General features: G+C 74.1%; 23 protein-coding genes. 8 read left to right on the top strand and 15 right to left on the bottom strand.

The genetic code is table 11. The features are described 5' to 3' along the window. The 8 genes from POF43_RS29260 to POF43_RS29225 all read right to left on the bottom strand — a co-directional run. A partial coding sequence (locus tag POF43_RS29260; protein WP_282704846.1) for an MFS transporter occupies window positions 1-947 on the bottom strand: 947 nt, incomplete at its 3' end. Between the two features lie 113 nt (window positions 948-1,060). Next, window positions 1,061-1,951, bottom strand: a complete 891-nt coding sequence (locus POF43_RS29255; protein WP_271324580.1) for a MauE/DoxX family redox-associated membrane protein — start codon at window positions 1,949-1,951, stop codon at window positions 1,061-1,063. Window positions 1,952-1,966: 15 nt separating this feature from the next. After that, on the bottom strand, window positions 1,967-2,578 hold the full coding sequence (locus tag POF43_RS29250; protein WP_271317025.1) for a twin-arginine translocation signal domain-containing protein: 612 nt from the start codon (window positions 2,576-2,578) through the stop codon (window positions 1,967-1,969). A 12-nt stretch (window positions 2,579-2,590) separates the two neighbouring features. Beyond that, window positions 2,591-3,013 carry an RlpA-like double-psi beta-barrel domain-containing protein gene (locus POF43_RS29245; protein ID WP_271317026.1) on the bottom strand — a complete coding sequence of 141 codons (423 nt, stop codon included), beginning with the start codon at window positions 3,011-3,013 and terminating at the stop codon, window positions 2,591-2,593. Window positions 3,014-3,279: 266 nt separating this feature from the next. Next, the gene (locus POF43_RS29240) at window positions 3,280-4,209 is read right to left on the bottom strand and encodes a carbohydrate ABC transporter permease (RefSeq protein WP_271324581.1); all 930 of its coding nucleotides are present in this window, start codon (window positions 4,207-4,209) and stop codon (window positions 3,280-3,282) included. Further along, complete coding sequence (locus tag POF43_RS29235; RefSeq protein WP_271317028.1) at window positions 4,206-5,141, bottom strand: carbohydrate ABC transporter permease; 936 nt, start codon at window positions 5,139-5,141, stop codon at window positions 4,206-4,208. The genes POF43_RS29240 and POF43_RS29235 overlap by 4 nt, the downstream gene beginning before the upstream one ends. Before the next feature lie 97 nt (window positions 5,142-5,238). Next, window positions 5,239-6,585 carry an ABC transporter substrate-binding protein gene (locus tag POF43_RS29230; protein ID WP_271317029.1) on the bottom strand — a complete coding sequence of 449 codons (1,347 nt, stop codon included), beginning with the start codon at window positions 6,583-6,585 and terminating at the stop codon, window positions 5,239-5,241. 583 nt (window positions 6,586-7,168) lie between these two features. Continuing rightward, window positions 7,169-8,038: an aldo/keto reductase gene (locus POF43_RS29225; protein WP_303659780.1), complete on the bottom strand. Its 870-nt coding sequence runs from the start codon at window positions 8,036-8,038 to the stop codon at window positions 7,169-7,171. A gap of 3 nt (window positions 8,039-8,041) precedes the next feature. Between POF43_RS29225 and POF43_RS29220 the strand changes: the two genes are divergently transcribed. Beyond that, the gene (locus tag POF43_RS29220; RefSeq protein ID WP_271324718.1) at window positions 8,042-8,713 is read left to right on the top strand and encodes a TetR/AcrR family transcriptional regulator; all 672 of its coding nucleotides are present in this window, start codon (window positions 8,042-8,044) and stop codon (window positions 8,711-8,713) included. A 392-nt stretch (window positions 8,714-9,105) separates the two neighbouring features. Here the strand turns inward: POF43_RS29220 and POF43_RS29215 are convergent, their stop codons facing one another. Both POF43_RS29215 and POF43_RS29210 read right to left on the bottom strand, forming a co-directional pair. Further along, window positions 9,106-10,413 carry an MFS transporter gene (locus tag POF43_RS29215; RefSeq protein WP_271314921.1) on the bottom strand — a complete coding sequence of 436 codons (1,308 nt, stop codon included), beginning with the start codon at window positions 10,411-10,413 and terminating at the stop codon, window positions 9,106-9,108. 131 nt (window positions 10,414-10,544) lie between these two features. Beyond that, on the bottom strand, window positions 10,545-12,014 hold the full coding sequence (locus POF43_RS29210) for a bifunctional phosphatase PAP2/diacylglycerol kinase family protein (protein ID WP_271324717.1): 1,470 nt from the start codon (window positions 12,012-12,014) through the stop codon (window positions 10,545-10,547). Window positions 12,015-12,150: 136 nt separating this feature from the next. On the opposite strand from POF43_RS29210, the gene POF43_RS29205 reads away from it, so the two are divergent. After that, on the top strand, window positions 12,151-12,537 hold the full coding sequence (locus tag POF43_RS29205) for a cold-shock protein (protein ID WP_271314923.1): 387 nt from the start codon (window positions 12,151-12,153) through the stop codon (window positions 12,535-12,537). Between the two features lie 6 nt (window positions 12,538-12,543). Here POF43_RS29205 and POF43_RS29200 read toward each other — a convergent pair whose 3' ends face one another. The 3 genes from POF43_RS29200 to POF43_RS29190 form a co-directional block, all read right to left on the bottom strand. Then, the gene (locus tag POF43_RS29200) at window positions 12,544-13,491 is read right to left on the bottom strand and encodes an FAD-dependent oxidoreductase (protein ID WP_271324716.1); all 948 of its coding nucleotides are present in this window, start codon (window positions 13,489-13,491) and stop codon (window positions 12,544-12,546) included. Window positions 13,492-13,644: 153 nt separating this feature from the next. After that, window positions 13,645-14,334: a pentapeptide repeat-containing protein gene (locus POF43_RS29195; protein WP_282704845.1), complete on the bottom strand. Its 690-nt coding sequence runs from the start codon at window positions 14,332-14,334 to the stop codon at window positions 13,645-13,647. Between the two features lie 60 nt (window positions 14,335-14,394). Next, window positions 14,395-15,948 (bottom strand): MFS transporter, encoded by a 1,554-nt coding sequence (locus tag POF43_RS29190; protein WP_271314926.1) that lies wholly within the window; start codon window positions 15,946-15,948, stop codon window positions 14,395-14,397. A 160-nt stretch (window positions 15,949-16,108) separates the two neighbouring features. Here POF43_RS29190 and POF43_RS29185 point away from each other — a divergent pair, with 160 nt between their 5' ends. Next, a complete protein-coding gene (locus POF43_RS29185; RefSeq protein ID WP_271314927.1) occupies window positions 16,109-17,503 on the top strand; it encodes an FtsW/RodA/SpoVE family cell cycle protein in 1,395 nt (464 codons plus the stop codon). Next, window positions 17,500-18,963, top strand: coding sequence for a penicillin-binding transpeptidase domain-containing protein (locus POF43_RS29180; protein WP_271325024.1), 1,464 nt, complete (start codon window positions 17,500-17,502; stop codon window positions 18,961-18,963). The genes POF43_RS29185 and POF43_RS29180 overlap by 4 nt, the downstream gene beginning before the upstream one ends. A 289-nt stretch (window positions 18,964-19,252) precedes the next feature. On the opposite strand, the gene POF43_RS29175 is transcribed toward POF43_RS29180, so the two are convergent. Together POF43_RS29175 and POF43_RS29170 are read right to left on the bottom strand one after the other, a co-directional pair. After that, window positions 19,253-20,413 (bottom strand): trans-sulfuration enzyme family protein, encoded by a 1,161-nt coding sequence (locus POF43_RS29175; protein WP_282704844.1) that lies wholly within the window; start codon window positions 20,411-20,413, stop codon window positions 19,253-19,255. 196 nt (window positions 20,414-20,609) lie between these two features. Continuing rightward, window positions 20,610-21,716 (bottom strand): ferritin-like domain-containing protein, encoded by a 1,107-nt coding sequence (locus tag POF43_RS29170; protein ID WP_271317674.1) that lies wholly within the window; start codon window positions 21,714-21,716, stop codon window positions 20,610-20,612. 193 nt (window positions 21,717-21,909) lie between these two features. Between POF43_RS29170 and POF43_RS29165 the strand changes: the two genes are divergently transcribed. The 4 genes from POF43_RS29165 to POF43_RS29150 all read left to right on the top strand — a co-directional run bounded on the left by POF43_RS29165 (window position 21,910) and on the right by POF43_RS29150 (window position 24,725). Further along, entirely contained in the window at window positions 21,910-22,806 is an 897-nt protein-coding gene (locus POF43_RS29165) for an AurF N-oxygenase family protein (RefSeq protein WP_271317673.1), read from the top strand. A gap of 269 nt (window positions 22,807-23,075) precedes the next feature. Then, window positions 23,076-23,681: a TetR/AcrR family transcriptional regulator gene (locus tag POF43_RS29160; RefSeq protein WP_372516148.1), complete on the top strand. Its 606-nt coding sequence runs from the start codon at window positions 23,076-23,078 to the stop codon at window positions 23,679-23,681. A gap of 340 nt (window positions 23,682-24,021) precedes the next feature. Then, entirely contained in the window at window positions 24,022-24,282 is a 261-nt protein-coding gene (locus tag POF43_RS29155; RefSeq protein ID WP_271318811.1) for a DUF8847 domain-containing protein, read from the top strand. Further along, entirely contained in the window at window positions 24,279-24,725 is a 447-nt protein-coding gene (locus POF43_RS29150; protein WP_271318810.1) for a DUF5990 family protein, read from the top strand. Before POF43_RS29155 ends, POF43_RS29150 begins: the two co-directional genes overlap by 4 nt. The last annotated feature ends 490 nt before the right edge of the window (window positions 24,726-25,215 follow it).

Here is a 25,215-nt window from a genome sequence, read left to right as displayed (position 1 = left end):
GGGGCGGGCAGCAGGATCGACAGCCAGATGATGCGGGCCGAGCCGATCCGCCGGGTCAGCGGGCCGGCCAGCAGGCCGCCGGCCACCCCGCCGAGGGACGCCAGGCCGAGGACCGCGCCGACCGTGCCGGGCGACGCCCCCAGGACGCGGACCAGGAAGACGACGGTGACCGCGCTGACGCCGCCGCCGAAGAAGTTGGCGGTCGTGGTGCAGGCCACCACCTTGCGCAGGATGGGGTGCCGGGCCAGGTAGGTCAGCCCCTCGCCCATCGCCGCGCGGAAGCCGGGGCGGTCGGCGGCGGCCGCGGTGCGCGGCTCGGGCAGCCGCATCAGCAGCAGGGCGGCGGCACTGGCCGCGTAGGACAGCGCGTCGGCGGTGACGGCGCGGGCGGCGCCGAACAGCCCGGTGAGCGCGCCGCCCAGCGGGGGTCCGGCGAACCGGGCGAGGGCCTCGGTGGTGGCCAGTTTGCCGTTGGCGTCCATGAGTTGGCCGGGGGCCACCAGCGCGGGCAGGCAGCTTTGGTAGGCGACGTCGAAGAAGACGGTGAGCACGCCGATGCCGGCGGCGACCGCGAACAGCTGGACCAGCGTGACGTGGCCCCACCAGGCGACGGCCGGCAGGGAGGCGGTGAACAGCAGGCGGGCCAGGTCGCAGCCGAGCATCAGCCGCCGTTTGCGGACCCGGTCGGCGATCACCCCGGCCGGCAGCGCGAGCAGCAGGAACGGCACGGTGCCCAGCGCCTCGAGCGCGGCGACCTGGAAGGTGGTGGCGTGCAGCACGGCCACCGCCAGCAGCGGCAGCACCAGCGTGGAGACCGCGGAACCGGTCTCGCTGACCGCCTGCCCGGCCCACAGCGCCAGGAACGGCCGGTGCCGCCACAGGGAGGCGGGCGGGGTGCCCGGCGGGGTGGCCGGGGGTGCGGCCGCGGTCGTGCCGTCGGATGCCATGGGCCCACCGATACCCCGCGGCGCCCGGCGGCGGCAACCGCTTTACGCCGCGGGGGCCGCGCGCCGGCCACCGCGCCGGTCCGGGGACCGGCGCGGTGGGCGGCCCCGCCGTGTCAGGCCATCGGCAGGGTGGGGACGAAGCCCTCCGTCAGGTCGACGTCGACGAGTTCGTCGCTGATGTCGTCGATGAGGGTGACGCGGACCGCCGGGCTGGGCGCGGTGTCGATGGTGTCGTGCGGGTCGAGCGAGAACAGCACGGTCACCGGGCGGGCGCCGCCCTGCGGGGTCTCGTGGACGCCGGAGTACTGCAGGAAGCGCCAGCCGTCGGCCTCCCAGTGGTCGATCAGGCCGGACCGCACGACGGGTGAGGCGGCGGTCCAGGCCAGCGAGCGTTCCAGCAGCTGCACGGAGGCGGCCACCGGGACGTCGGCGGCCGCCGCGGTGAGCGGGTGGCCGAAGACCTTGATCCGGGCCTTGCGCAGCGGCGTGAGCCACAGGTGGTCCAGGTCGCGCGAGACGGCGACGAGCAGCGCCGCGGTGACGGCCAGGAAGACGACCGCGGTGACCGGGTGCCGGTCGGCCTGGGTCCACCAGGCCGACCGGGCCGCGATGGCGAAGGCGCCGCCCGCCACGACCAGGCCCGCGCGGACGAAGGACCGCCAGGAGACCGGGCCGTTGTCCCGTGCGGTGCATCCGCAGGAGGACTCCGGCGCGGTGACCCGGGCGTACCCGAGGTATCCGACGAAGCCCACGCCGAGCGCGGTGCCCGCCACCGCGGGGACCACCGTCGTCGGCGCGGCCAGCAGGCCGGCGGCGATGACGAGTTCGGCGACGCCGGTGGCGCGCAGCACCAAGGTGGCGCGCCGGCCGTCGTTGAGGACGCGGACCAGCACCGTGCCGGCCGCCTGGCGCGCCACCTGGCGTCCGAACGCCTTGCCCACGCCGGTGGCGATGAGCAGGACGCCGAGCGCGAGGGGCGCGAGGTTCGTGATGAGCGAGGCCATGCCGTTCCCCCTGACTCAGTGCCCGACGGTGATCCGGGCGATGTCGACGCTGTCGTCCTCGGGCCGCCAGGCGCCCAGGACCTGGGCGTGGTTGCCGATCTTCAGCTGCGACAGGTTGGAGGTGAGGGCGCCGCCGCGGAAGGCCGCGGCGGTCTTCTTCTCCACGATGTTGCCGACCAGCGCGTTGCGCCCGTGGCTGAAGTGCAGGCGCTTCTTCTCGATGCCGCGCACGGTGACGTAGAGGTTGACGATGTTGACCCACACCGCGTCGGCGGCCATGGTGCCGTCGGGCATCGGGACGCCACGCGCGTAGAGTCCGTCGCCGACATGGACGGACTCGGCGGTGACCGTCTCCAGCTTCCAGATGCTGGTGGCGTTGGTGAGCTGGATGAGGTTCTTCTCGCCGTAGGAGCCGGCGACCTCCAGCACGCTGCCCTTGATGGCGGTGATGCGGCCCTCGGCGAAGGTGGACCGGGCGATGGCCGGGTCCAGGGAGGGGGTGGGGGCGGCGAAGGCGGCGTCGGCGTCGAATCCGCCGAGCGCGGAGGCGCCCACGATGGTGGCACCGCCGACGGCTGCGGTGGTCAGGAACCGGCGTCGGTCGAAGCCCTTACGGGTCTCACTCATGGGTCTTCCTCCTCACTCGTAGATGTAGACGGGGACCAGGCCGGAGCTGAGGTTGCCGATGACGGAGAACGCCGCCGGGGTCAGGTCGATGACGCGGTGGGTGCGGCAGACGCCGTTGCAGCAGGTCTGCTCGCTGCACCAGTCCTGCACGTTGGGGCCGCAGTCGGCGACGGTGATGCAGACGGTGGCGCCGGAGCACTGGTGCTTGACGTTCATCACCGACCCGCAACCGCGTCTGGGCATGTTCTCGCCGCAGGCGCCGGGGTTGGTGGTGTCCCAGCAGGCGGCGGTGGTGTTGGGCCAGGCGGCCATGTTCTTGCTGGACTGACAGGTGCCGCAGGCGCCGGTGCCGGCGCTTCCGCAGGGACCCCAGGAACTGCCGCAGCAGAACCAGGAGCTCTCACCCGCCCACAGTTGGGTGGAACCGCATGCCATGAGCTGTTTCCCTTCGTCGGACGCGGATTCGGGGTGCGCTGCCGGGCGGGGGTGCGGCCCGGGCGCGGACTTCCGTGGAGCGCGGACGACTGCCATGCCCATGACAAATTAAACGACCTGGGACGGCAGCGGGTCGAGCGTGGAGCACCGCAATGATGCTCGCTCGGCCCTCCGTTGACCAGTGGGCGGGGAGGGAAAACAGTGGGTGGTGGGAATTGCCGCCCCCGGCAACTCCCACCACCCAAGCGGAACGCACTGACGTCACGTCAGCCCTTGTTGGCCCCCAGCGTCAGGCCGGAGACGAACTGGCGTTGCAGCGCGAAGAAGACCACCAGGGTCGGGATCGCCACGATCAGCGCGGCGGCCGCGATGAGGTTGTTGTTGACGAAGAACTCACCGGTGAGGTTGTTCAGCGCCGCGGTGACCGGCCGGTTCGCACCGGTCTGCATCAGCACCGTCGCCCAGAAGAAGTCGTTGTAGATCCAGGTGAACTCCAGCGTGGCCAGCGCCGCCAGCACCGGGCGGCACAGCGGCAGGATCACCTGCCAGTACTGCCGCCACACCGAGGCGCCGTCCATCACCGCGGCCTCGCCGAGTTCGGCCGGGATCGTGCGCATGTAGTTCGACATCACGAACGCGCAGAAACCGGTCTGGAACGCCACGTGGATCAGGATCAGCCCCGGGAAGGAGTCGTCCAGCTTGCCGGAGGCCGCCAGCCACTGCGGCAGCGGAACCAGCTGGTAGAGCTTGAACAGCGGCGTCACGATGGCCTGCTGGGGCAGCAGGTTGCCGGCCGTGAAGAGCATCAGCAGCGCGATGTTGATCCGGAAGCGGAACCGGGCGACCACGAACGCCACCATGCTGGCCAGCCACAGCGTCAGCACCAGCGCCGGAACGGTGATGAGCACCGAGTTCCAGAAGTAGTGCGGCAGCTGCGCCTGCACCCAGGCGGCGGAGAAGTTGCCGGTGCCGTAGTGCCCGCCGACCGAGACGTAGCCGCGCCGGGCGGTGTCGGCGTACGGGCGCAGCGCGGTGTAGAAGGCGTACAGCAGCGGGACCAGCCACACCAGGCAGGTACCGGCCAGGAAGATGTGCAGGGCTATCCGGGCCGGTGCCGGGGAGTCGCCGCGGGCGCGGTCGGCCTTGCGGGACCGGCGGGCGGGCGCGGCGGCGGGGAGCGTGCCGGGGGCGGTCATGGGCGGCTGTCCTTCCGGAAGACGCTGACGAGGTACGGCACGATGAACGCCAGCGAGATGACCAGCAGGATGGTCGCCAGCGCCGAGCCGAAGCCGATCCGGCTTGCCTCGCCGATGATGTTGTCGGTGACCAGCACCGACAGCAGTTCCAGGCCGTCGGTGCCCTTGTTGATCACGTAGACGATGTCGAAGGCCCGCAGCGACTCGATGACGGTGACGACCAGCACGACGACGTTGATGGGCCGCAGCGACGGCCAGGTGACGTGCCGGAAGATCTGCCGGCCGTTGGCGCCGTCGAGGGAGGCCGCTTCCTTCAGCGACGGGTCGACGGACTTCAGCCCCGCCAGGAAGAGCACCATGACGTAGCCGGTCTGCCGCCAGCAGGCCATCAGCATGACCGCCCAGATGTTCAGGTGCGGATTGCCCAGCCAGTCGGTGACGTGGCCGTGGGTGTGGCCGGTGAGGTTGTTGATCAGGCCCTGGGTGGGCGAGAAGATCAGCTCGGTCATGAAGCCGATCAGCGCCAGCGACAGCACCACCGGCAGGAACAGGATGCTCTGGTAGAGCCGGGAGAAGCGGATGCGCTTGTCCAGCTGCACCGCGAGGAAGAGCCCGAAGGGCGCCGGCAGGCAGAAGAAGACCGCCAGCCACTCCAGGTTGTGCTCGATGGCCGGCGGGAACTCCGGGTAGATGGTGAAGATGTTCTTGTAGTTCTCCAGGCCCACCCACTGGATGGACGACACGCTGCCGTACCCGGACCAGCTGGAGAACGACAGGCCCACCGACGCCAGCGCCGGCAGCCACACCAGCGCCACGGTCAGCAGGGTGGGCACCCCGGCCATCAGCGTGATGACCACCCGGTCCCACCCGGACAGCCGCCTGGTGCGGCGCCGTTTCGGCGTGCCGCGCGGGGCGAGCTCCACCTCGGTCATGCCAGTTCCTCCAACGCGCGAGCGGACATGCGTAAGTCACGGTCCCGGCGGCCGCCCGCGGGTGCGGGCCGGCCGCCGGGACCGTCGATGGCTTCGATCAGCCGCCGGCCGCCCAGATGGACTTGGCCTGCTTGTCGACGTTCGACAGGATCGAGGCGGCGTCACCGGGGCTGTTGAGGAACTTCTGCAGCGCCGGGAGCATCACCGGGTCGGCGAAGTCCGGCCGGGTGTCGCGGTCCATGAACTGCGAGAGGTTCTTCGCGCCGCCGATGAGCTTGACGGCGGCGTTCTGCGGCGCGGTGTACTTGCTGGCGTCCACGCCGGTGGCGGTGGCGATGTCGGCCGGGTTGCTGCCCAGCCACAACTGCTGCGCCTTGGCGGTGCCCAGGTACTTCAGCAGCTTGACCGCGCCGGCGTGGTTCTTCGGCGACTTGGAGACCATCATGCCGTCGATGGGCGCCTCGACCGCCTGCTGCCCGTTGGCCGGGTCGATCTCCGGGAAGGCGAAGAAGCCCAGGTCGTCGGCCTTGGCACCGGTGAAGATCGTGCCGATCTGGTCCAGTCCGATGACCATCATCCCGGCCTGGTGGTTGAGCAGCTGCTGCGCGCCCTCCTGCCAGGTCAGGCCGAGGAAGCCCGGCGAGTAGTACGGGATGAGCTGCCGCCACTGGTCGAGGACCGCCTTGACCTGCGGGGTGTTCCACTTGTCGCCGTTGCGCATCAGCGAGATGTGGAAGTCGAAGCCGTTCATGCGCATGTTCAGGTAGTCGAACGTGCCCATGGCGGGCCAGCCGTCCTTGTCGGTGAAGGCGATCGGGATGGACCCGTCCTTCTTCATCCGCTTGGCCAGCGCGATCCACTCGTCCCAGGTGGTCGGCTCCTCGTACCCCTTGGCCTTCCACATGCTCTTGCTGTAGAAGACGGCCCACGGGTAGTAGTCGAACGGCACCAGGTAGTAGTGGCCGTCCTTGCCCTTGCTCTGGGCCTTCATCGCGTCGGTGTAGTGCGCGCCGATGGTCTGCCACACGTCGTCGACCGGGCTGACCAGGTCCTGCCCGGCGAAGAACTGCATGCGCTCGCCCGCGAACCAGTTGAAGACGTCGTCGGGGTGGCCCTGCAGATAGGTGGAGATGTTCTGCTGGAACGTGTTGTGGTCGACCCAGTTGGGCTTGACGCTCATCCCGGTCGCGGTGTGCGCGGCCTTGAACAGCGTCTCGTAGGCGCCCTTCGGCTGCGGGACGGCCGCGTTGGAACCGAAGGTGACCGTGGTGCCGCCGCCCGAGCCCGAGGAGCCGCTGCCACCGCAGGCGGCCAGCAGCGGGCTCGCCGCCATCGCGGCGATACCGAGCGCGGAGCCGCGCAGCAGCGAACGGCGGTCCAGGGTACGGGCGGGGTGGGTGGTGCCGGAGCTCGTCGTACGGCCGTCGGCCGGCTTTATGTCCAAGACCCCTCCCGGGGAAGCAGAAAAGAACACACAATCGAACGTGTCCCGTCAGATATCACCAACCCTCGGGTCCGCTGTCAAGACATCCGGCACCCCCGTTTCCGCTGGCAGGCGCCCGTTATCACCCCGATATGCGACGCCTCCGGCGGGGTGCGCGTTTCCGCCGGCGCCACGACCGACGGCACACCCGCCCCCACCTGGGAGGTGAGGGCGGGCGGCGGGGGGACGGCGGGGCGCGACGGCCCGGCGGGGCGCAGGTGACCCATGGTGCGGCGCTTCGGCCCGTGGTAGGGCGGACCGGCGCGCGACCATCGCCTCGGGCGCTGGACGGCGGGGGGGCCGGCGGCGCGGGGGCGGATGGGGACGGCCGGGGGCTGCGGCGCGGCGGCAGCGGGCCGGTGGGGCGCCGGGCGGGCGGCGCGGGCGTTGCGTACCGGGCGGACGGGCGAGCGGGCGGGCGGTGGAACGGGGGCCGGGCCGACCGTGCCGGGCGGTGGCGCGGCCGTGGCGTACCGGGCGGTGGAGTGGGAGCGGTGCCGGGCGGGCGGTGGAGCGGGGGAACGGGAGCCGTGGCGTGCCCGGGTCAGAACTCCTCGTGGGTGTCCGGGTCGCCGCCGAGGCGGCGTTCGGGGCGGTCGCCGATCGCGGCCATCTCGGCGTCGGTCAGCTCGAAGCCGAAGACGTCGAGGTTGAGCCGCTGGCGCTCCGGGTCGCCGGACTTCGGGATGGGCACCGCGCCGAGCTGGACGTGCCAGCGCAGCAGCGCCTGCCCCGGCGTGACGCCGTGGGCGGCGGCGACCGCGGCCACCGCCGGGTCCGCCAGCAGGCCGCTGCCCCGGCCCAGCGGGCTCCAGCTCTGGGTGACGACGCCCCGCTCGGCGTCGGCGGCCCGCAGGGCGTGCTGGGGCAGCATCGGGTGGAGTTCGACCTGGTTGACCGAGGGCAGCACGCCGGTCTCCCGCTCCAGGCGGTCGATGTGCTGCGGCGTGAAGTTGGAGACGCCGAGGGAGCGCACCAGGCCGTCCTCGCGCAGCTTGACCATCGCCCGCCACGACTCGGTGAACTTCCCCACCCGGGGCAGCGGCCAGTGGATGAGGTAGAGGTCGACGTACTCCAGGCCCAGCCGCCGGCGGGACGCCTCGAACGACGCCAGGGTGCTGTCGTAGCCGTGGTCGCGGCCGGGGAGCTTGGTGGTGACGGTGATGTCCTCGCGCGGCACCCCGGAGCGGGCGATGCCGCGGCCGGTGCCGGCCTCGTTGCCGTACCGCACGGCGGTGTCGATCAACCGGTATCCCAGCTCCAGCGCGCCGGCCACCGCCCGCTCGGCCTGCGCGTCGTCCATCGGGTAGGTACCGAGGCCCAGGGCCGGAACGGTCGTGCCGTCGTTGAGCCGACGGACCGGGGCGGTGCTCACCGGGAACTCCCTTCGCCTTTTACTGTACGGTGCGACCATTATATGGCGGCGCGTGGTATGCGCGAGGAGGGCGGGGTCGGGGTGGAACGGGTGACGCGGGCACCGGGGGCCGGGACGGTCGGCGCGCCCCGGGGCCGGCCGCGCAGCGAGCGGGCCAGGGCGGCGGTGCTGGAGGCGGCGGCCGACCTGCTGGTGGACGGCGGCATGGACGCGGTCACCATGGAGGCGATCGCGGCGCGGGCCAAGGTCAGCAAGGCGACGGTCTACAAGTGGTGGCCGTCACGGGCGCACGTGATGCTGGAGTCGTTCTTCAGCCGCACCCGGGAGACCACCGAGGTGCCCGAGGGCCTGTCGCTGGAGGAGTCGCTGACCTCGCTGGTGGCCGCGCTGGCCCGGCTGGTGCGCGACACCACCGGCGGCGCGCTGCTGGGCGACCTGATCGCCGCCGCCCAGAGCGACCCGGACATCCGGGCGGCGCTGGACGAGCGCTGGGTGCGACCGCGCCGCCAGGCGTCGGCCGGCCTGCTGCGCGCGGCGGTGGAACGCGGCGAACTGACCCCCGGCCTCGATGTCGCCGCCGCCGTGGACCAGTTGTTCGCGCCGGTCTACTACCGCCTGCTGCTGGGCCACGAACCGCTGGCCGACGACCTGGCGGCCACTTTGGTCCGGCAGTTGCTGGGCGGCCTGCGGCCCCCGCGTCCGCCGCGGTCCTGAAAACCGGGACCGGGCGCCACCGCGGTCCCACCGGGAGGACTCGTCACGCACCGGCTCGGGCGCACCGGCGCCGGCGGCCGGCGGCCGGGGCGGTGCCGACCGCCGCGGCCGGCCGCCGTGACCGGGCGCGTCGACAGTGGCGAGGTGGCGACCGCGGCCGCTCCCCCGGCGGGGCGTACGGGCCGCCGGCGCCTTCTGGTGGGCACCGTCACGGCCGCCGACGAGCCGGCGGCGCGAACGGCACCCGGCTCAACCGTTTCCCGGCCGCGCGGAACCCGCCGGCGGGGAACCTGCGGCGCGGAACCTGCCGGCGCGGGCCGCCGCAGCGGTCACCGGGGCCTCCGCGGCCTCCGCGGGAAACCGGCGCCACCTCCCCGGCCGGGGAGGGCGCGTCACCGGGAGGACTCGTCGCGCACCGGCTCGCGTGCACCGGCGCCGGCGGCCGGGAAGGTGTCGGCCGCCGCGGCGCGTTCGGCGCGGCGCTGTCCGACGGTGGAGACGGTCCACAGCACCAGGCCGAACAGGGGCAGGGCGGCGCCGAGCAGCGTCACCCCGGTCCAGCCGTAGCTGTCGTGCACGACGCCGGCCACGCCGGTGGCCACCGCGCCGCCGAGGAAGACCGAGCCCATGAAGACGGTGTTGATCCGGGCGCGGGCCTCGGCGCGCAGGCCGTAGATCTCCCGCTGGCTGAAGACCTGGTGGCCCTGGACCGCGATGTCCAGCAGGACGCCGGCCAGCCCGAGCAGCACCAGGTTCCCGGCCCACACGTCGGCCAGCACCATGGAGACGGCGGCCAGCGCCAGCGCGATGCCGCTGCCGAGCCGGCCGTGGCCCAGGTCGCCGATCCGGCCGGCCACCGGTGCGATCGCCGCGCCCGCCGCGCCGACCAGTGCGAACAGCGCGATGCCGACCTGGCCGAGGTGGTGGCGGCCGATCAGCTCGAAGGCGACCGAGGTCCAAAAGCAGCTGAAGGCGCCGAACATCATCGCCTGGCAGGCGGCGCGGCGGCGCAGCGCGGGCTCGGCCCGGGCGAGGCGGCCGATGGACAGCATCAGTTCGCGGTAGCCGGCGGTGTGCGTGGGGTGCCGGGTGGGCAGCGCCCGCACCAGCAGCACCGCCAGCAGCAGCATCAGCACGCCGGAGGCGAAGTAGATGGTCCGCCAGCCCCAGGCCGCGGCCACCAGGCTGGAGACGGTCCTGGCCAGCAGTATGCCCAGCAGCAGTCCGGTCATCACGGTGCCGACGTAGCGGCCGCGGTCCTTCTCCGGCGCGAGGTGCGCGGCCAGCGGCACCAGGACCTGGGCGACCACCGAGGTGGCGCCGACCAGCACCGACATCGCCAGGAACAGCCCGTAGCCCGGCGCGAGGCCGGCGGCGAACAGCGCGACGGCGGTGACCAGCAGGGTGCGGGAGGCCAGCGCCCGGTTCTCCAGCAGGTCGCCCAGCGGCAGCACCACGACCATGCCGATCGCGTAGCCCAGCTGGGTGAGGGTGACGACGAGCTCGGCGCTGCCCTGGCCGACGCCGAAGGCCGAGCCGATCGCGGCCAGCAGCGGCTGGGCGTAGTAGAGGTTGGCGACGGTGACGCCGCAGCCGATGGCCAGCACCAGGATGACCTGGCGCAGCCGGGCGGGCGGCAGGCCCGCGTCCGGGACGGCCGCCGTGGCGCCGCCCGTCGTCGTCCGAGGGGTCTCCCCCACCTGAACCCCACCCCTCGCCGGCCGCGCCCGTCTTTCTGTACGTCGCGTTCAGTTTATAGGGGCGGGCGGCGCGGTGGGTGCCCGTCGCGGGTGGCGGTCGCCACACCACGGCGCCGGGCGGAGCGGGCGGCTCAGCGCTGCGGGCGGTAGACGACCAGCCCGCGCTGCGACTTGCGGATCGTCAACTCCTCCGGCGCGGCGGCCACTTCGCCGTCGTACGCCAGCCGGGTGCCCGGGTGCAGGCCCCCGACGCGCAGGCTGCGGCGGCGTACCGCGGTGTACACCGGCGAACCGGCGCTGCCCTTGCGGCCCAGGCCCCCGGTGAGCGCGGCGGCGACCAGCCGGGAGCGCGGGTAGGGGCCGGCGTCGACCAACCGCACGTCGAGCGTGCCGTCGGCCAGGTCGGTACGGCGCAGCGGTGCCAGGCCGACGCTGCGGTACGCGCAGTTGCCGGCGAACAGCAGCCAGATGCGGCGCGGCCGGCCGCCGAGGGTGATCTCGACCGGCTCGGCGGTGCGCAGCACGTGGACGGCGGCCAGCACGCTCGCCGGCCAGCTGCCCAGCCGGCGCGACCAGCGTTCCCGGACGCGGACCAGCTCGGGGTAGGCGCCGATGCTGAAGGTGTTGACGAACAGCACGGGTTCGCCGTCGGCGCCCTGGAAGGTGGCCAGGTCGATGGCGGCGGCGTGCCCGGCCTGCACGGCGGCGGCGGTGTCGCCGAGGTCCCGGATGCCCAGGTCGACGGAGAGGTGGTTGCGGGTGCCGCCGGGGAAGACGGCGAGCGGGACGTGGTGCCGGGTGGCGGCGGCCGCGGCGGTGTTGATGGTGCCGTCGCCGCCGTGCACCCCGAGCGCGCCGCCGTCCTCGGCGGCCGCGCGGGCCGCCTCGTCGAGCAGGGCGGCCAGGTCGTCGTCCTCGGTGGCCTCCAGCACCCGGGCCTTCGGCAGCAGCAGCCGCAGCTGGTCGGCGGCGGGCATCAGGATCTCCGGGACGCCGGAGGCGGTGTTGACCACGACGGTCAGCCCCTCGCCGGCGTTCAGCGCCGGTGCCTCGGCGCGCGGCGGGGCGGTGTCGCGGCGTTCGGGGACCAGGCCGCGCACCGCCAGCGCCGCGCCGGCCCCGACCGCGACGCCGGCCAGCACGTCGCTGGGGTAGTGGGCGCCGGTGTAGACGCGGGAGAAGGCCACCGCAGCGGCCAGCGGAACCAGCGCCAGCCCCCAGGCCGGCGTCTCCAGCAGGACGCCGGCGGTGAAGGCGGCGGCCGAGGCGGAGTGCCCGGAGGGGAAGGAGGTGGTGAACGGCTGGCGGTGCAGCCGCCGGATCAGCGGCACCGCGTCGAGCACCGGCCGGGGCCGGCCCACGGCGTGCTTGCCGACGGTGTTGACCACCGCGGACGCCAGGGCCAGCGACCCCAGGCCGCGCAGCGCGGCACGTCGGCCCGGTTTGCCGCCGGCCGCCGCGAGCGCGGCGGCCGCGCCCATCCACAGCACGCCGTGGTTGGCGGCCCGGCTCAGCCGCGGCAGTACCGCGTCCGCCCCCGGCCACCGGGTCGCCGCGACCTGCCCGAACAGTTGCCGGTCCCACTTCAACAGCCGTCTCATACCGCACCCGTACCCCGGGCCCGCGCCCTGATACGCCCGCGCACCGGCTGCCACCTGCCCGGCCGTGGCCACCCGGCGGAGCAGGCGCTAGGCTTCGGCCTGATCCGAGTGGAATGTTGCAGGGGTAGGGGTAGCTGTGGTGGTCACTGGCCGGATTGTGCGGTTCGACGATGTGCGCGGGTACGGCTTCATCGCGCCCGACGACGGTGGCGAGGACGTGTTCGTCCACGCGAACGACCTGCGCGACGAGAAGTTCCGTTACCGCGCCGGCCTGCGGGTCGGCTTCGAGGTGGAGGACGGAGACCGCGGTTTGAAGGCCTCCGACGTCCATCTCCTGGAACAGCCGAAGAAGCGCGCCGACGACGAGGAGATCCTCTGCGACGTGCTGTCGTACGCGGACTTCTCCCTGGAGCTGACCGAGGCCATCCTCGACGGCGTCCCCACGCTGTCCGGCGCGCAGATCGTGCAGGTGCGCCGGCGTGTCATGGAGTTGGTCCAGACCCACAACTGGGTCGAGGGCTGACCCCGGTCAGTCCCCCGTCACCAGTGCCGCCGCCCGCGCCGCGCTGCCCCACGAGACGGTGACGCCGGCTCCGCCGTGGCCGTAGTGGTGGACGACGTCCCCCTCGCGATCCAGCCGGACCTCGGAGCGCACCGGGCGCAGTCCGGCGCGGTGGGCCAGCACCCGGGCGCCGGCGATGCGCGGGTCGACGCGGGCGCAGCGGCGCCGGATGGCGTCGGCGACGGCCGGGTCGGGGGTGGTGTCCCACGCACCGGGGTCCGCGGTGCCGCCGAGCAGGAGGCGGCCGGGCTGCGGGAAGAAGTAGACGGGTTCGGCGGACTCCTCGTCGGCGTCGACGAACCACTCGGTGATGCCCGGATTCTCCACGATGACCAACTGACCGCGTACCGGCGTCAGTTCACGGTCGCCGAGCAGTTCGCGCGAGCCGAGGCCGGTGCAGTTGACGACGACGGGCGCCTCGCAGGCCGGCTCGTCGAGCGTGCCGACCGTGCGAACGGTCACCGTGCCGCCGGCCGTGGTCAGCCGCCGGGTCAGGTGGTCGAGGTAGGCCGGCATGTCGACGAGCGGGAGCCGCATGCGGTGGCCGGAGCGGTAGCCGTCGGGCAGTTCGGCCGCGGTGGCCGGGCGGACGCCGGGGACCGAGGCGGCCCAGCCGGGCGGCGGGCAGCCGGCGCCGGACTGCGCCTGGAGGCCGTCGACCATGCGGACCCCGGTCTCGGCCGGCCGCTCCGCCAGCCGGGCGAAGACCGCGAACGCCTCGACGGCCCACCGCTCGGCCTGCTCCCGCGGCGCGATCCGGTACGGCTCCCACAGCCCGCCGGCCACCGCCGACGTGGTGTGCGCTGCGGTCCGCTCCGTCCACACCCGTACCGCGGCGCCGGACTCCGCCAGGACGACGGCGGTCGTCAGCCCGATGACCCCGCCGCCCACCACGATCACGTCGGCCTGCGTCACACGTTCCTCCCCGGTCCCCGCTCGCCCCGCCGTGCCGGAACCTACCCGGGAGGCCGCCGGTCCACCATCGCACCGTCCGGTGTCGCACCGTCCGCTGTCGCACCGCCCGGTGCCGTCCCACCCGACGCCGTCCCGTCCGCCGCCGGGGCCCGGTCAGCGGCGGCGGGTGCGGCCGGGCAGCGGTATGCCGGGGGCGGCGACCGCGACGCCGAGGGAGGCGGCGAGGGCGGGGGCGAGGTCGAGCAGCTGGCCGGGGGTGATGGTGGCGCCGCGCAGCGCCTCGTGGCCGTCGGCGAGGTCCAGGACGGTGGCGCCGCGCAGGTCGGCGCGGGTCAGCGCGGCCCGGCCCAGCCGCAGCCGGTGCAGGGCGGTGCCGGGGAAGGAGACGTCGGTGAGGGTGGCGCCGCCCAGGTCGGTGTCGCGCAGCACGCAGTCCTCGAAGACGACCTCGCGCAGCGTGGCGGAGCGCAGGTTGACCGACTCGAACTTGCAGCGCCGGAAGACCGTGCGGCGGATGCGCGCGCCGAACGCCTCGACGCCGGCCAGCACGCAGGCGTCGGCCGTGCCGTCCTGCCACTCGGTCTCGGCCAGCGAGGTGCCCACGAAGCGGCTGCCGCTGACGAAGACGTCGTTGAGGCCGCAGCCGCGCAGCGATCCGTCGGTGAACGCGCAGTCGGTCAGGGCGCATTCGAGGAACCGCGCGTCGAGCGCCTCGACGCCGCCGAAGGCCGTCGCGTCGAAGTGCACGGTGTCGTAGCGCTCGCCGGACCGCAGGCCGGCGCCCTCGTGCGGCTGGAGCAGGTCCGCGTACGGCAGGTCGCGGAGCGAGGCGGGGTTGTCCATGGTGCGACGCTAGCGCGCGGGTCCGACAACGGCGCCGGGCGGAGCGGGGACGGTCGCGTCTCACCCGTGCCGGTGCGCGCGCCCGCCCGTCCGTGCGTGCCGTCGCGCGCCGGCGCCGGCCGGCGTCCCCGTCTCCGGGCGGGTCGTGCGGTGCTGTCCCTCGGGGCGCTGGTTGACCATGATCGCGGCGACGATCGCGGCGGCGAGCATGATGCCGGCCGCGGTCGCGGAGGCGGTGTTGTAGCCGTGGACGGTACCGGCGACGCGCAGGGCGGGGGTGACCCGGCCGGCGGCGTGCGAGGCGATCCAGGCGGTGGCGGCGCTGGCGGCGATGGTGTTGAGCAGCGCGGTGCCGATGGAACCGCCCACCTGCTGCGCGGTGTTGACGACCGCGGAGGCGCTGCCGGACTCGCGCGGTGCGACGCCGAAGGTCGCCACGCTCATCGCCGGCATGAAGACCATGCCCATGCCGAAGCCCAGCAGCAGTTCGGCGGGCAGCACGATGTCGACGTAGGAGCTGTCGGCGCGCAGGAACGTCAGCAGGAACATGCCGCCGGCCGCCAGCAGCAGTCCGGGCACCATCAGGGCGCGGGCCGGCACCCGGGTCATCAGCCGGCTGGCGACCTGGGTGGAGGAGATGACGATGCCGGCCGTCATGGGCAGGAAGGAGATGCCGGCGACCACCGGCGAGTAGCCCTTGATGGTCTGAAGGTAGAACGTCAGGAACAGGAACAGGCCGAAGAGGCTGATGATCGCCAGGGCCACCGCGATCGCCGCGCCGCCGCGGTTGCGGTTGCGGACGATGTGCAGGGGCAGCAGCGGGTTCTTGATCGCGGACTCCACGAAGTAGAACACCACCAGGAGGAAGACGCCGCCGGTCAGCATGCCCAGCACCAGCGGGGACAGCCAGCCGCGGGTGACGGCCTCGGCGCAGCCGTAGACGATGGCGAGCAGGCCGCCGCAGCCGAGGACCGCGCCGACCAGGTCGAGCCGGATCCTGGACTGCCGCATGGTGTCCTTGAGCGTCCGGGTGGCGCTGAGGGCGGCGATGACGGCGATCGGGGTGTTGACGAACAGGCACCAGCGCCAGTTGAGGTACTCGGTGAGCAGCCCGCCCAGCACCAGGCCGACGGCCGCGCCGCCGCCGGCGATGGCACCGTAGACGCCGAAGGCCTTGGAGCGTTCCTTCGGCTCGGTGAAGGTGGTGGACAGCAAGGACAGCGCGGCGGGCGCCAGCAGCGCGCCGAAGGCGCCCTGGAGGGCGCGGGCGGCGAACAGCATCTCCTGGCCCTGCGCGGCGCCGCCGATCGCGGAGGCCACCGCGAAGCCCAGCAGTCCGATGATGAAGACGCGCTTGCGGCCGAAGAGGTCGCCGACGCGGCCGCCGAGCAGCAGCAGGCCGCCGAAGGCCAGCGTGTAGGCGGTGATCACCCACTGCCGGTTGGCCACCGAGATGCCCAGGTCGCGCTGGGCGGTGGGCAGCGCGATGTTCACGATGGTGGCGTCCAGGACGATCATCAGCTGGGCGACGGCGATGACGGCGAGGCCCCACCACCGGCGCGGGTCGTTGTCGGCGGTCTGCTGGGCCGGGGACGGCTGGGCATCGGATGCCATGGGCGGGGACCTTCCTGGACGGAAGTGCGGAACCGGCGAGAAAAAGACAAAATATGAGAAGCATAAGAAATAGGCACCTCCCCCATGAAAACCCTGGCCATCGACACACGCAACGTGCGAGCGCCAGCGCGGCCGCGGCGCCGCTTGCTAGGTTGCGGCCATGAGCGCTCCCAGGGCTGCCGCTCCCGTGGCCCCCGTACGGCAGCCCCGGCGCCGCGGGGTCGAGCTGTCCTTGCTGGCCGCCGCGGTGCTGATCGCACTGTTCGGTTACGTGAATGTCGGCCTGGCCCAGGACGGCAGGGTGCCGCGCGGCGTCCTGCTGTACGGTCCGGCGCTCTGCGTCCCGGTCGTGCTGGCCCACCTGGCGGTGCGGTGGCGGGCGCCGTACGCCGACCCGCTGCTGCTGCCGATCGCGGTGCTGCTCAACGGCATGGGGCTGGTGCTCATCCACCGCCTGGACCTGGCCACCCCGCACGAGCGGGCCGGGGCGCCCAGCCAGGTGATCTGGTCGTCGCTGGGCATGACGCTGTGCGTCGCGGTGGTGGTGCTGCTGCGCGACCACCGGGTGCTGGCCCGCTACGGGTACGTGTCGATGGCGGTCGCGCTGGCGCTGCTGGTGGTGCCGATCTTCTTCCCGGCGATCAACGGCGCCCGCATCTGGATCCGGGAGGGCGCGCTGTCCATCCAGCCCGGTGAGTTCGCCAAGATCCTGCTGGCGGTCTTCTTCGCCGCCTACCTCGCGGCCAACAGCAACGCGCTGGCGTACACCGGCCGCCGGGTGCTGTGGAAGGTGCAGCTGCCGACCGGCCGGGTACTGGGCCCGATCCTGCTGGTGTGGGCGATGAGCATCGGCGTGCTGGTGCTGGAGACCGACCTGGGCACCTCACTGCTGTTCTTCGGCCTGTTCGTGGTGATGCTCTACGTGGCCACCGGCCGGCGCGGCTGGATCGCGGTCGGCCTGATGCTGGCGGCGGCCGGGGCGGGCGTCGTCGGGTCGCTGGAACCGCACGTGCACAGCCGGGTCGTCGACTGGCTGCACCCGTTCGCCTCCATCCGGGCCGGCCAGGGCGCCGGCCAGTTGGCGGAGGCGCTGTTCGCGTTCGCCGCCGGCGGGCTGCTGGGCACCGGGCTGGGCCGCGGGCACTCCATCCTGATCGGCTTCGCCGCCAAGTCGGACTTCATCGTGGCCACCGCGGGCGAGGAACTGGGCCTGGCCGGGGTCACCGTGCTGATCCTGCTGTACGCGCTGCTGGTGGCCCGCGGCTTCCGGGCCGGGCTGGCGGTGCGCGACGCCTTCGGACGGCTGCTGGCGGTGGGACTGGCCACCATCGTGGCGCTCCAGGTGTTCGTCATCGTCGGCGGCGTCACCGACCTGATCCCGCTGACCGGGATGGCCATGCCGTTCCTGGCGCAGGGCGGGTCGTCGGTGGTGACCAACTGGATCATCGTCGCCCTGCTGATCCGGCTCAGCGACTCCGCCCGCGCCCCCGGTCCGCTGGAGGCGGAGACCGGCGTCATCGCGATGGTCCGGCCGAGCGGGGGGCTGGAGTTTTGACCCGTTACATCCGGCACGCCGCCGCCTTCAGCCTGCTGCTGCTGATCGCCCTGCTGGTCAACCTCACCCGCATCCAGGTCCTCGACGCCCCCTCGTACAACGCCAACCCGGCCAACGGCCGCACCACCATGTCCCGTTACGCCCGCGCGCGCGGCGACGTCTACGCCGGCCGCACCCGGCTGACCGGTTCGGTGCGCACCGGCGGCACCCTGGCCTGGCAGCGCGCGTACACCGCCGGGCCGGTCTTCGCGCCGGTGACCGGGTACGCCTCGCAGGCGTACGGCACCACGCTGCTGGAGAACGCCGGCGACCCGGTGCTGTCGGGCACCGACCCGGCGCTGTCGGCGGCGCCGCTGTGGAACGCGGTGACCCGGCGGCCGGTGCGCGGCGGCCGGGTGGTCTCCACCGTCGACCCGGCGGCGCAACGGGCCGCCTACCGGGCGCTGGGCGTGCGCACCGGTGCGGTGGCGGCCCTCGATCCGTCGACCGGCCGCATCCTGGCGCTGGTGTCCACCCCGTCCTACGACCCGGCGGAGGTCGCGGGCGACGGGCGCGGCGCGCTGGCCGCCTGGCGGCGGCTGACCACCGACCCGCGGCAGCCGATGCTGAACCGGGCCATCCGGCAGACCTACCCGCCCGGTTCGACGTTCACCGTGGTCACCGCGGCCGCCGCGCTGGACTCCGGCGCCGTCACCGGCCCGGACGCCGCCACCGACTCCCCCGACCCGTACACACCGCCGGGCACCGGCGACCGGCTCGCCGACCGCACGCCCCGCTGCCGCGACGCCACCGTGCGGTACGCCTTCGAAGCCGGCTGCGACACCGTCTTCGCCCGCCTCGGCGTGCGGGTGGGGCTGCCGGGGATGGTGGGCGCGGCCCGCGCCTTCGGCTTCGACGACCCCGGCACGTCGATACCGTCGCACGTCAGCGAGAGCGTGTTCGACACCTCGATGAACGACGCGCGGCTCGCGCGGTCCTGCGTCGGCCAGGACGACACCCGGGCCACGCCGTTGCAGATGGCGATGGTGGCCGCCGCGGTGGCCGACGGCGGCACGGTGATGGCGCCGTACCTGATCGACCGGGAGACCGACGCGACCGGGCGGACCGTCCGCACCACCCGGCCCCGGCCGCTGGGCCGGGCGATGAGCGGGCGGACCGCGGCGGTGCTGGCGGACCTGATGGCCGGCGCCGTCACCGACGGCACCGGCACCGGCGCGGCCGTCCCCGGCGCCCGGGTCGGCGGCACGTCCGGCACCGCCAGGACCGGCACCGGCGACCGGGGCACGCCGTACGCCTGGTACGTCTCCTGGGCGAGGCCGGCCCGCGCCGCGACCGCGCCGGTGGCGGTCGCGGTCGTCGTCGAGGACACCGCCGCCGCCCGGACCGGGGCCTCCGGCGGCGGCAGCGCGGCCCCGGTGGCCCGCGCGGTCATGAAGGCGGCGCTGGGGGGCGGGGGTTGACGGGCGGTGCGGTTGACGAGCGGCGCGGTTGACGGGGGCGAGGGCGGGGCGGTGACCGGCTGACGCGGTGGTGACGGCTGAGGGGGCGGCTGACTGCTGACGGCGCGGTGACGGCCGGCGGGGCGGTGGCGGCCCGATCGCCCGCGGAACGCCTGACGGCCCTGTCGCGCCGCCGCGCCCACCCCTGTCGCGCCGCCGCCCTGTCGCGCTTCCGCGCCGACCGCCCTGTCGCGCCGCCGCGCCCACCTCTGTCGCGCCGCCGCCCTGTCACGCTTCCGCGCCGACCGCCCTACCGTGCCGCCGCGTCGAGCGCCCGGCTGAGGTCGGCCCACAGGTCGTCCACGTCCTCCAGGCCGGCCGACAGGCGCAGCAGGCGGTCGCTGATGCCGGTCGCGGTGCGGTCCTCGGGGTCCATGATGCGGTGGCTGATGGACGCCGGGTGCTGGATGAGGGTGTCGGTGCTGCCCAGGCTGACGGCCGGGGTGATCAGCCGTACCGCCGCGATCAGCGCGTGCGGATCGCCGTCGGTCTCGAACGCCAGCACCGGTCCGCCGGTCTCCATCTGCCCGGCGGGGCGCGGCCGGACGGTGGGGTGGAAGACGCGGGTGACGCGGGGGTGGGCGGCGAGCCGGGCGGCGAGTTCCCCGGCGGTGGCGGACGCGGCGCGGACCCGCAGCGGCAGGGTGGCCAGGCCGCGCAGCAGCAGGTACCCGGCGAGCGGGTGCAGCACCGCGCCGGTGACGAACCGCAGTTGGCGCAGCGTGCGGGCGCGGGACTCGTCGCAGGCCACCACCCCGCCGAGCACGTCGCCGTGGCCGCCGAGGAACTTCGTGGCGCTGTGCAGCACCATCCGGGCGCCGTGCTCGGCCGGGCGCTGGAGGACGGGCGTGGCGAAGGTGTTGTCGGCCAGCAGCGGCACGTCGCCGCACTCGTCGGCCAGCGCCCGCAGGTCGACCTCGGTGAGCGTGGGGTTGGCGGGCGTCTCGACCAGCACGAGTCCGGTGTCGGCGCGCAGCGAGGGGGCGACCTTGCCGGGTTCGGCCCAGGTGACCTCGGTGCCGAGCAGGCCGGAGGAGAGCAGGTGGTCGCTGGTGCCGTACAGCGGGCGGACCGCGACGACGTGCGGGCGGCCGGCCGCGACGGCGGCGAGCAGGCAGGCGGTCAGCGCGGCCATGCCGCTGGCGAACGCCACCGCGGCCTCGCAGCCCTCCAGTTCGGCCAGCGCGGTCTCGAACCGGGCGACCGTGGGGTTGCCGGCCCGGCCGTAGACCGGCGGCCCGGGCGGCATCTCACCGGTGGCGAGCACGTCCAGCCGCCGGGCCTCCTCCAGGCTGTCGCGCGAGGGGTAGGTGGTCGACAGGTCGAGCGGCGGCGCGTGCAGGCCGAGGTCGGTGAGGTCGTCGCGGCCGGCGTGCACGGCGCGGGTGGCGAGGGCTTCGCGTCGGGTCATGCCGCACACCGTGGCAGCCGGCCGGCCCCGGCGGCCCGGCCGCCGTACGGGTGACGGCCGCCGCCGCCGAAGTGGCCACCGGATTCGGCGCGGCCGGTCCGCGGACGGGGCGCGCCGCAGCGGGAACGGCGGGGGGGCCGGCGGCGCGTCCGGGGTCGGCGGAGGACGAAGAACGGGGAACGGAGGACGGCCGGGGTCAGTCCTGGGCGCCGTCGCGGATCGCGGTGGCGACCTCCTCGGTGCGGGCGGCCTCCTCGGCGGCGAAGCGGCGGGCGTCGAGCCGTTCGGCGATCTCCTCGTCCTGGGCCATCAGCTGGTCGAGGTTGGAGTCGCCCAGGTCGAAGACGCCCATGTCGACGTAGGCGCGTTGCAGGCGCGGGCCCCACAGGCCGATGTCCTTCACGCACGGCACGATCCGGCTGAACAGCAGCGCGCGGAACATCGTCAGGTACTGCGACTGCTCGCTGAGTTCGCCGGCCTCGCGGGCGCCGATGCCGAAGTTCTCCAGCACCTCGGCGCCGCGCAGCCGGTCGCGCATCAGGTAGCAGCCCTCGATGACGAACTCCTCGCGCTCGCGCAGTTCGGCGTCGGACAGCTGCCGGTAGTAGTCGCGCAGCGCCATCCGCCCGAAGGCGACGTGCCGGGCCTCGTCCTGCATGACGTAGGACAGGATCTGCTGCGGCAGCGGCTTGCGCGTGGTGTCGCGCAGCATCCCGAACGCGGCCAGCGCGAGGCCCTCGATGAGCACCTGCATGCCGAGGTAGGGCATGTCCCAGCGCGAGTCGCGCAACGTGTCGCCCAGCAGCGACTGGAGGTTGTCGTTGACCGGGTAGAGCATCCCGACCTTCTCGTGCAGGAAGCGCCCGTAGATCTCGGCGTGCCGTGCCTCGTCCATGGTCTGGGTGGCGGAGTAGAACTTCGCGTCCAGGTCCGGGGCGCTCTCCACGATGCGGGCGGCGCAGATCATCGCGCCCTGCTCACCGTGCAGGAACTGGCTGAACTGCCAGGAGGCGTAGTGCCGGCGCAGTTCGCGCCGGTCGGCCTCGGTCATCGCCGACCAGTAACGGGTGCCGTACAGCGTGAGGTTCTCGTCGGGCACGCCCAGCGGGTCGTAGGGGTCGACCTCGATGTCCCAGTCGATGCGCCGGGCGCCGTCCCACTGCTTGTCCTTGCCCTTCTGGTACAGGGCGAGCAGGCGGTCGCGCCCGTCGTCGTACTCCCAGCTGAAGCGGGCGTTCCCGGCGGCCGGGACGGCCCAGTCGGGTGCTCCGGGGGCGATGGCGTAACGGTCGTGGCTGGACACCGGCGGCTCCTCAGCGGTGCTGTGGCTCGGGTGCGGGCGGTCCGGCGCGGTCGTTCCCGCCGCCTGACGGCTCCCCGGCAGCGTCACACGGACGTTACCGGTGAGTCAACAAGCCGGCGGAGGGCTTGACGTCGTTACTGACAAAGAGTCTCATAAGCGGGGTGACCGCCGGTAACCCCAAGGGGGCAGTCGAATGACGCCACTGAAGATCAAGGAACGCGAAGAGGTCGCGGCCCGGTTGCTGGAGGCATCCGCCAAGCACTCCTTCGACCCCGACACCGAACTGGACTGGGACGCGCCGTTCGAGGACGGCCTGTGGTTCTGGCCGCCGGAACTGCTCTCGCTCTACGACACCCCGCTGTGGCGGCAGATGTCGCTGGAGCAGCAGATCGAACTGAGCCGGCACGAGTCGGCGTCGCTGGCCTCGGTGGGCATCTGGTTCGAGACGATCCTGCTCCAGCTGCTGGCCCGGCACATCTACGACCTCGACCCGACCAGCGACCACGTGCGGTACGCGCTGACCGAGGTCGCCGACGAATGCCGGCACTCGATGATGTTCGCCCGGCTGATCCGCAAGTCCGGCACCCCGGTCTACCGGCCCAGCCCGCTGCACCACGGCCTGGCCCGGCTGATGAAGACCGTCTCCACCACGCCCGGCGCCTTCACCGCGACCCTGCTGGTCGAGGAGATCCTCGACTGGATGCAGCGCCAGACCTTCCCCGACGAGCGCGTCCAGCCGCTGGTACGCGGCGTGACCCGCATCCACGTGGTCGAGGAGGCCCGCCACGTGCGGTACGCCCGCGAGGAGTTGCGCCGCCAGATGGTCTCCGCACCGGCCTGGGAGAAGGGCCTGACCCGGGTGATGTCCGGCGAGACCGCCCGGGTGGTCGCCGCCTCGCTCATCGGCCCCAAGGTCTACGAGTCCGTCGGGCTCGACCCGCGACTCGCGATGCGCGCCGCCCGCGACAGCCCGCACCGCCGCGAGGTGATGAAGCGCTCCGCCCAGCGGCTGACCGACTTCCTCGACGAGACCGGCGTGCTGCGCGGCCCCGGCCGCCGCCTCTGGGTCAGTTCCGGCCTGCTCGGTTGACCGGTGCCCCGCCCGGCACGGCGGTTAGGCTGCCCCGCATGGGGAGCCGAGCCGCCGAACCGCGCGGAAACGCGGAGGGACCACCGGGCGGCACCGGCCCGGTCACGGGGAACAACGCGCCCGCGCGCGACGGGAGTTCGGGCGGGAGGCCGGGGTCCGGCGGAAGGCAGGGCGTCGGCGGAAAGCCGGTTGCCGGGGGCGCGCGGGAGGCCGGCGGGAGGCCGGGGTCCGGCGGGACGCGGGACAGCGGCGGGTACCGCAGGCTGCCGGTGGAGGAACGCCGGCGCCAACTGCTGGACGCCGCGCTCGACCGGTTCGGCCACCGCTCCCCCGAGGACGTCTCCGTCGACGACATCGCGCGGGCCGCCGGCGCCTCCCGCCCGCTGGTCTACCGCTACTTCCCCGGCGGACGGCAGCAGATCTACGAGGCGGCGCTGCGCAGCGCCGCCGAACAACTGCTGGCCTGCTTCGTCGAGCCGCCCACCGGCACCCCGGCCGGCCGGCTGTCCAACGTGCTCGACCGCTACCTGGCCTTCGTCGCCGAACACGACGCCGGCTTCTCCGCGCTGGTGCGCGGCGGCTGCGTCACGGAGACCAGCCGCACCAGCGCCATCATCGACGGGGTCCGCCGCGGCGCCGCCGAGCAGGTCCTCGTCCACCTGGAGGAGACCGCGCCCTCGCTGCGGCTGCGGATGGCCGTGCGCTCCTGGATCGCGGCCGTCGAGGCGGTCTCCCTCATCTGGCTCGACGAGGGCCGCACCCCGCCGGCCCAGGAACTGCGCGGCTGGCTCGTCAACCAGTTCGTCGCCGTCATCACCGCCGCCGCGGCCGACGACCCGGCGACGGCGGAGGTCGCCGCACGGCTCGTGGGGTAGGGCGCGGGGGGCGGATGGCGGTGCGGGGGGCCGACGGTGCGGGGGGCCGACGGTGCGGGGGGCCGACGGTGCGGGTGGGCCGACGGTGCCGTGGGGGGCCGACGGTGCGGCCGGACGGCGGTACCGGGCTCGGGCCGGCGGCGCGTGGGCCTGGCCAGCGGTGCGGGTGGGTGAGCTGGCGGTGCGGCCGGACGGCTGTGGTGCGGACGGCGCCGGGATCGTGGCGCGCGGGTCGGTCGGGGCGGGCGGAACCGGGGGCCGGGGCGGGCGGAACCGGCGGCCGGGGTGGGCCGGGTGCCCGGCGTGGGCCGTTGTCGGTGGCGGGTGCCATGCTGAGGGCGTGCGAAGCGAGCAGACGCGGTTCGTCGGAGGACCGCTGGACGGACGAGTGCTGGCGGTGCTGGTGGGACCCACCGGCCGACCGCCCAAGTACTACCGCGTGCCGGTGCCGGCCACCGGCGACGCGCCCGCCGGCGTGCTCGTGTACCGGCTGGCCCCGGTGGCGCGCGGCCGCCGAACCGACACCTGGCGGTACGACTACGCCCCCGACGGGCCCGCGGTCGCCCGGCCGCGCTGGCCGTGGGGAAAGGGCGGATCATGACCGACCTGACCCTGCGCGTCGAGGGCCACACGCTGCCCGGCTTGCGCTGGTGCGGCCACGAGGCCGTCCACGTCGGCGTCCAGCGCGGCGCCGACCCGGTGGACCTGGTGCCCGCCGACGCCCCCGCCGCCGTCTTCACCTTCCGGGTGAGCCCGCGCCCGGCCGCCGACGGCACCTGGGACTTCCGCGGCCCCTACGTCCACGGCCGCCCCGGCGGCCGCTTCCTCTACCTCACCTGGGGCGACGTCGACCCGGCCGGCGCCTTCACCATGTTCCGCCGGGCCAAGCTCCGGCTCGCCGACATCCCCGCCGCGGTCCTCGACACCGCCCTGCGCGACGCGCTCCCGCTCACCACCCGCATACGGCTGTCCGCCGCCGACGGTTCCCCGCGCTGCGCGGCGGTACGGCCGCCCGACGTGGCATGGACGGTCGCCGGCGCCTGACGGGGAGCCGCCCGGCCGGTGAGCGGTGCCGCCGCGACACCGGGACGTGGCCGGGCGACGGCGCCGAGCCCCGTCATGCCGCGCCGCCGGTGCGCTGTGACACCAGTGCGCCGTGGCACCGCTGCCACGCCGCACCGTCGCCGTCGTCGCCGCCAACGCGCCGGGCGGGCGGGCGGTTGCCGTGCCGCCATCGCACCCTGCCGCCACAACGCCGTACCGTCGTCGCCGCCCCCGTGCCCACCCCGGCACCCATGAGCCACCGTCAACAGCGCACCCTCCGTCACCCGTGGCCCCCGTCAACCTTGAGCCCTCAACGTCACCCGTAGCCCCGTCAACCGCGAGCCCGCACCCGTCACCCGTGCCCCCGTCAACCACCGGACCTCACCCCTCACCCCTGAGCCCCCGCCCGTCACCCGGGGACCCGTGTGGACCCTTCACCGTCAGCCCCGTCACCCGTGGCCCCGTGGACCCGTTCCCGCGAAGCCGGACC

Source organism: Streptantibioticus silvisoli (assembly GCF_027947535.2).
Classification (GTDB): domain Bacteria; phylum Actinomycetota; class Actinomycetes; order Streptomycetales; family Streptomycetaceae; genus Streptantibioticus_C; species Streptantibioticus_C silvisoli.
This window is presented reverse-complemented; position numbering and strand designations above follow the sequence as displayed.

Excerpts from the sequence above, each read along its gene's own strand:
- POF43_RS29255 (WP_271324580.1), bottom strand. The coding sequence starts at position 1,951 with ATGGCCTCGCTCATCACGAACCTCGCGCCCCTCGCGCTCGGCGTCCTG.
- POF43_RS29250 (WP_271317025.1), bottom strand. The coding sequence starts at position 2,578 with ATGAGTGAGACCCGTAAGGGCTTCGACCGACGCCGGTTCCTGACCACC.
- POF43_RS29245 (WP_271317026.1), bottom strand. The coding sequence starts at position 3,013 with ATGGCATGCGGTTCCACCCAACTGTGGGCGGGTGAGAGCTCCTGGTTC.
- POF43_RS29240 (WP_271324581.1), bottom strand. The coding sequence starts at position 4,209 with ATGACCGCCCCCGGCACGCTCCCCGCCGCCGCGCCCGCCCGCCGGTCC.
- POF43_RS29235 (WP_271317028.1), bottom strand. The coding sequence starts at position 5,141 with ATGACCGAGGTGGAGCTCGCCCCGCGCGGCACGCCGAAACGGCGCCGC.
- POF43_RS29225 (WP_303659780.1), bottom strand. The coding sequence starts at position 8,038 with ATGGTCGCACCGTACAGTAAAAGGCGAAGGGAGTTCCCGGTGAGCACC.
- POF43_RS29220 (WP_271324718.1), top strand. The coding sequence starts at position 8,042 with ATGGCGGCGCGTGGTATGCGCGAGGAGGGCGGGGTCGGGGTGGAACGG.
- POF43_RS29210 (WP_271324717.1), bottom strand. The coding sequence starts at position 12,014 with ATGAGACGGCTGTTGAAGTGGGACCGGCAACTGTTCGGGCAGGTCGCG.
- POF43_RS29195 (WP_282704845.1), bottom strand. The coding sequence starts at position 14,334 with ATGGACAACCCCGCCTCGCTCCGCGACCTGCCGTACGCGGACCTGCTC.
- POF43_RS29190 (WP_271314926.1), bottom strand. The coding sequence starts at position 15,948 with ATGGCATCCGATGCCCAGCCGTCCCCGGCCCAGCAGACCGCCGACAAC.
- POF43_RS29185 (WP_271314927.1), top strand. The coding sequence starts at position 16,109 with ATGAGCGCTCCCAGGGCTGCCGCTCCCGTGGCCCCCGTACGGCAGCCC.
- POF43_RS29175 (WP_282704844.1), bottom strand. The coding sequence starts at position 20,413 with ATGACCCGACGCGAAGCCCTCGCCACCCGCGCCGTGCACGCCGGCCGC.
- POF43_RS29165 (WP_271317673.1), top strand. The coding sequence starts at position 21,910 with ATGACGCCACTGAAGATCAAGGAACGCGAAGAGGTCGCGGCCCGGTTG.
- POF43_RS29150 (WP_271318810.1), top strand. The coding sequence starts at position 24,279 with ATGACCGACCTGACCCTGCGCGTCGAGGGCCACACGCTGCCCGGCTTG.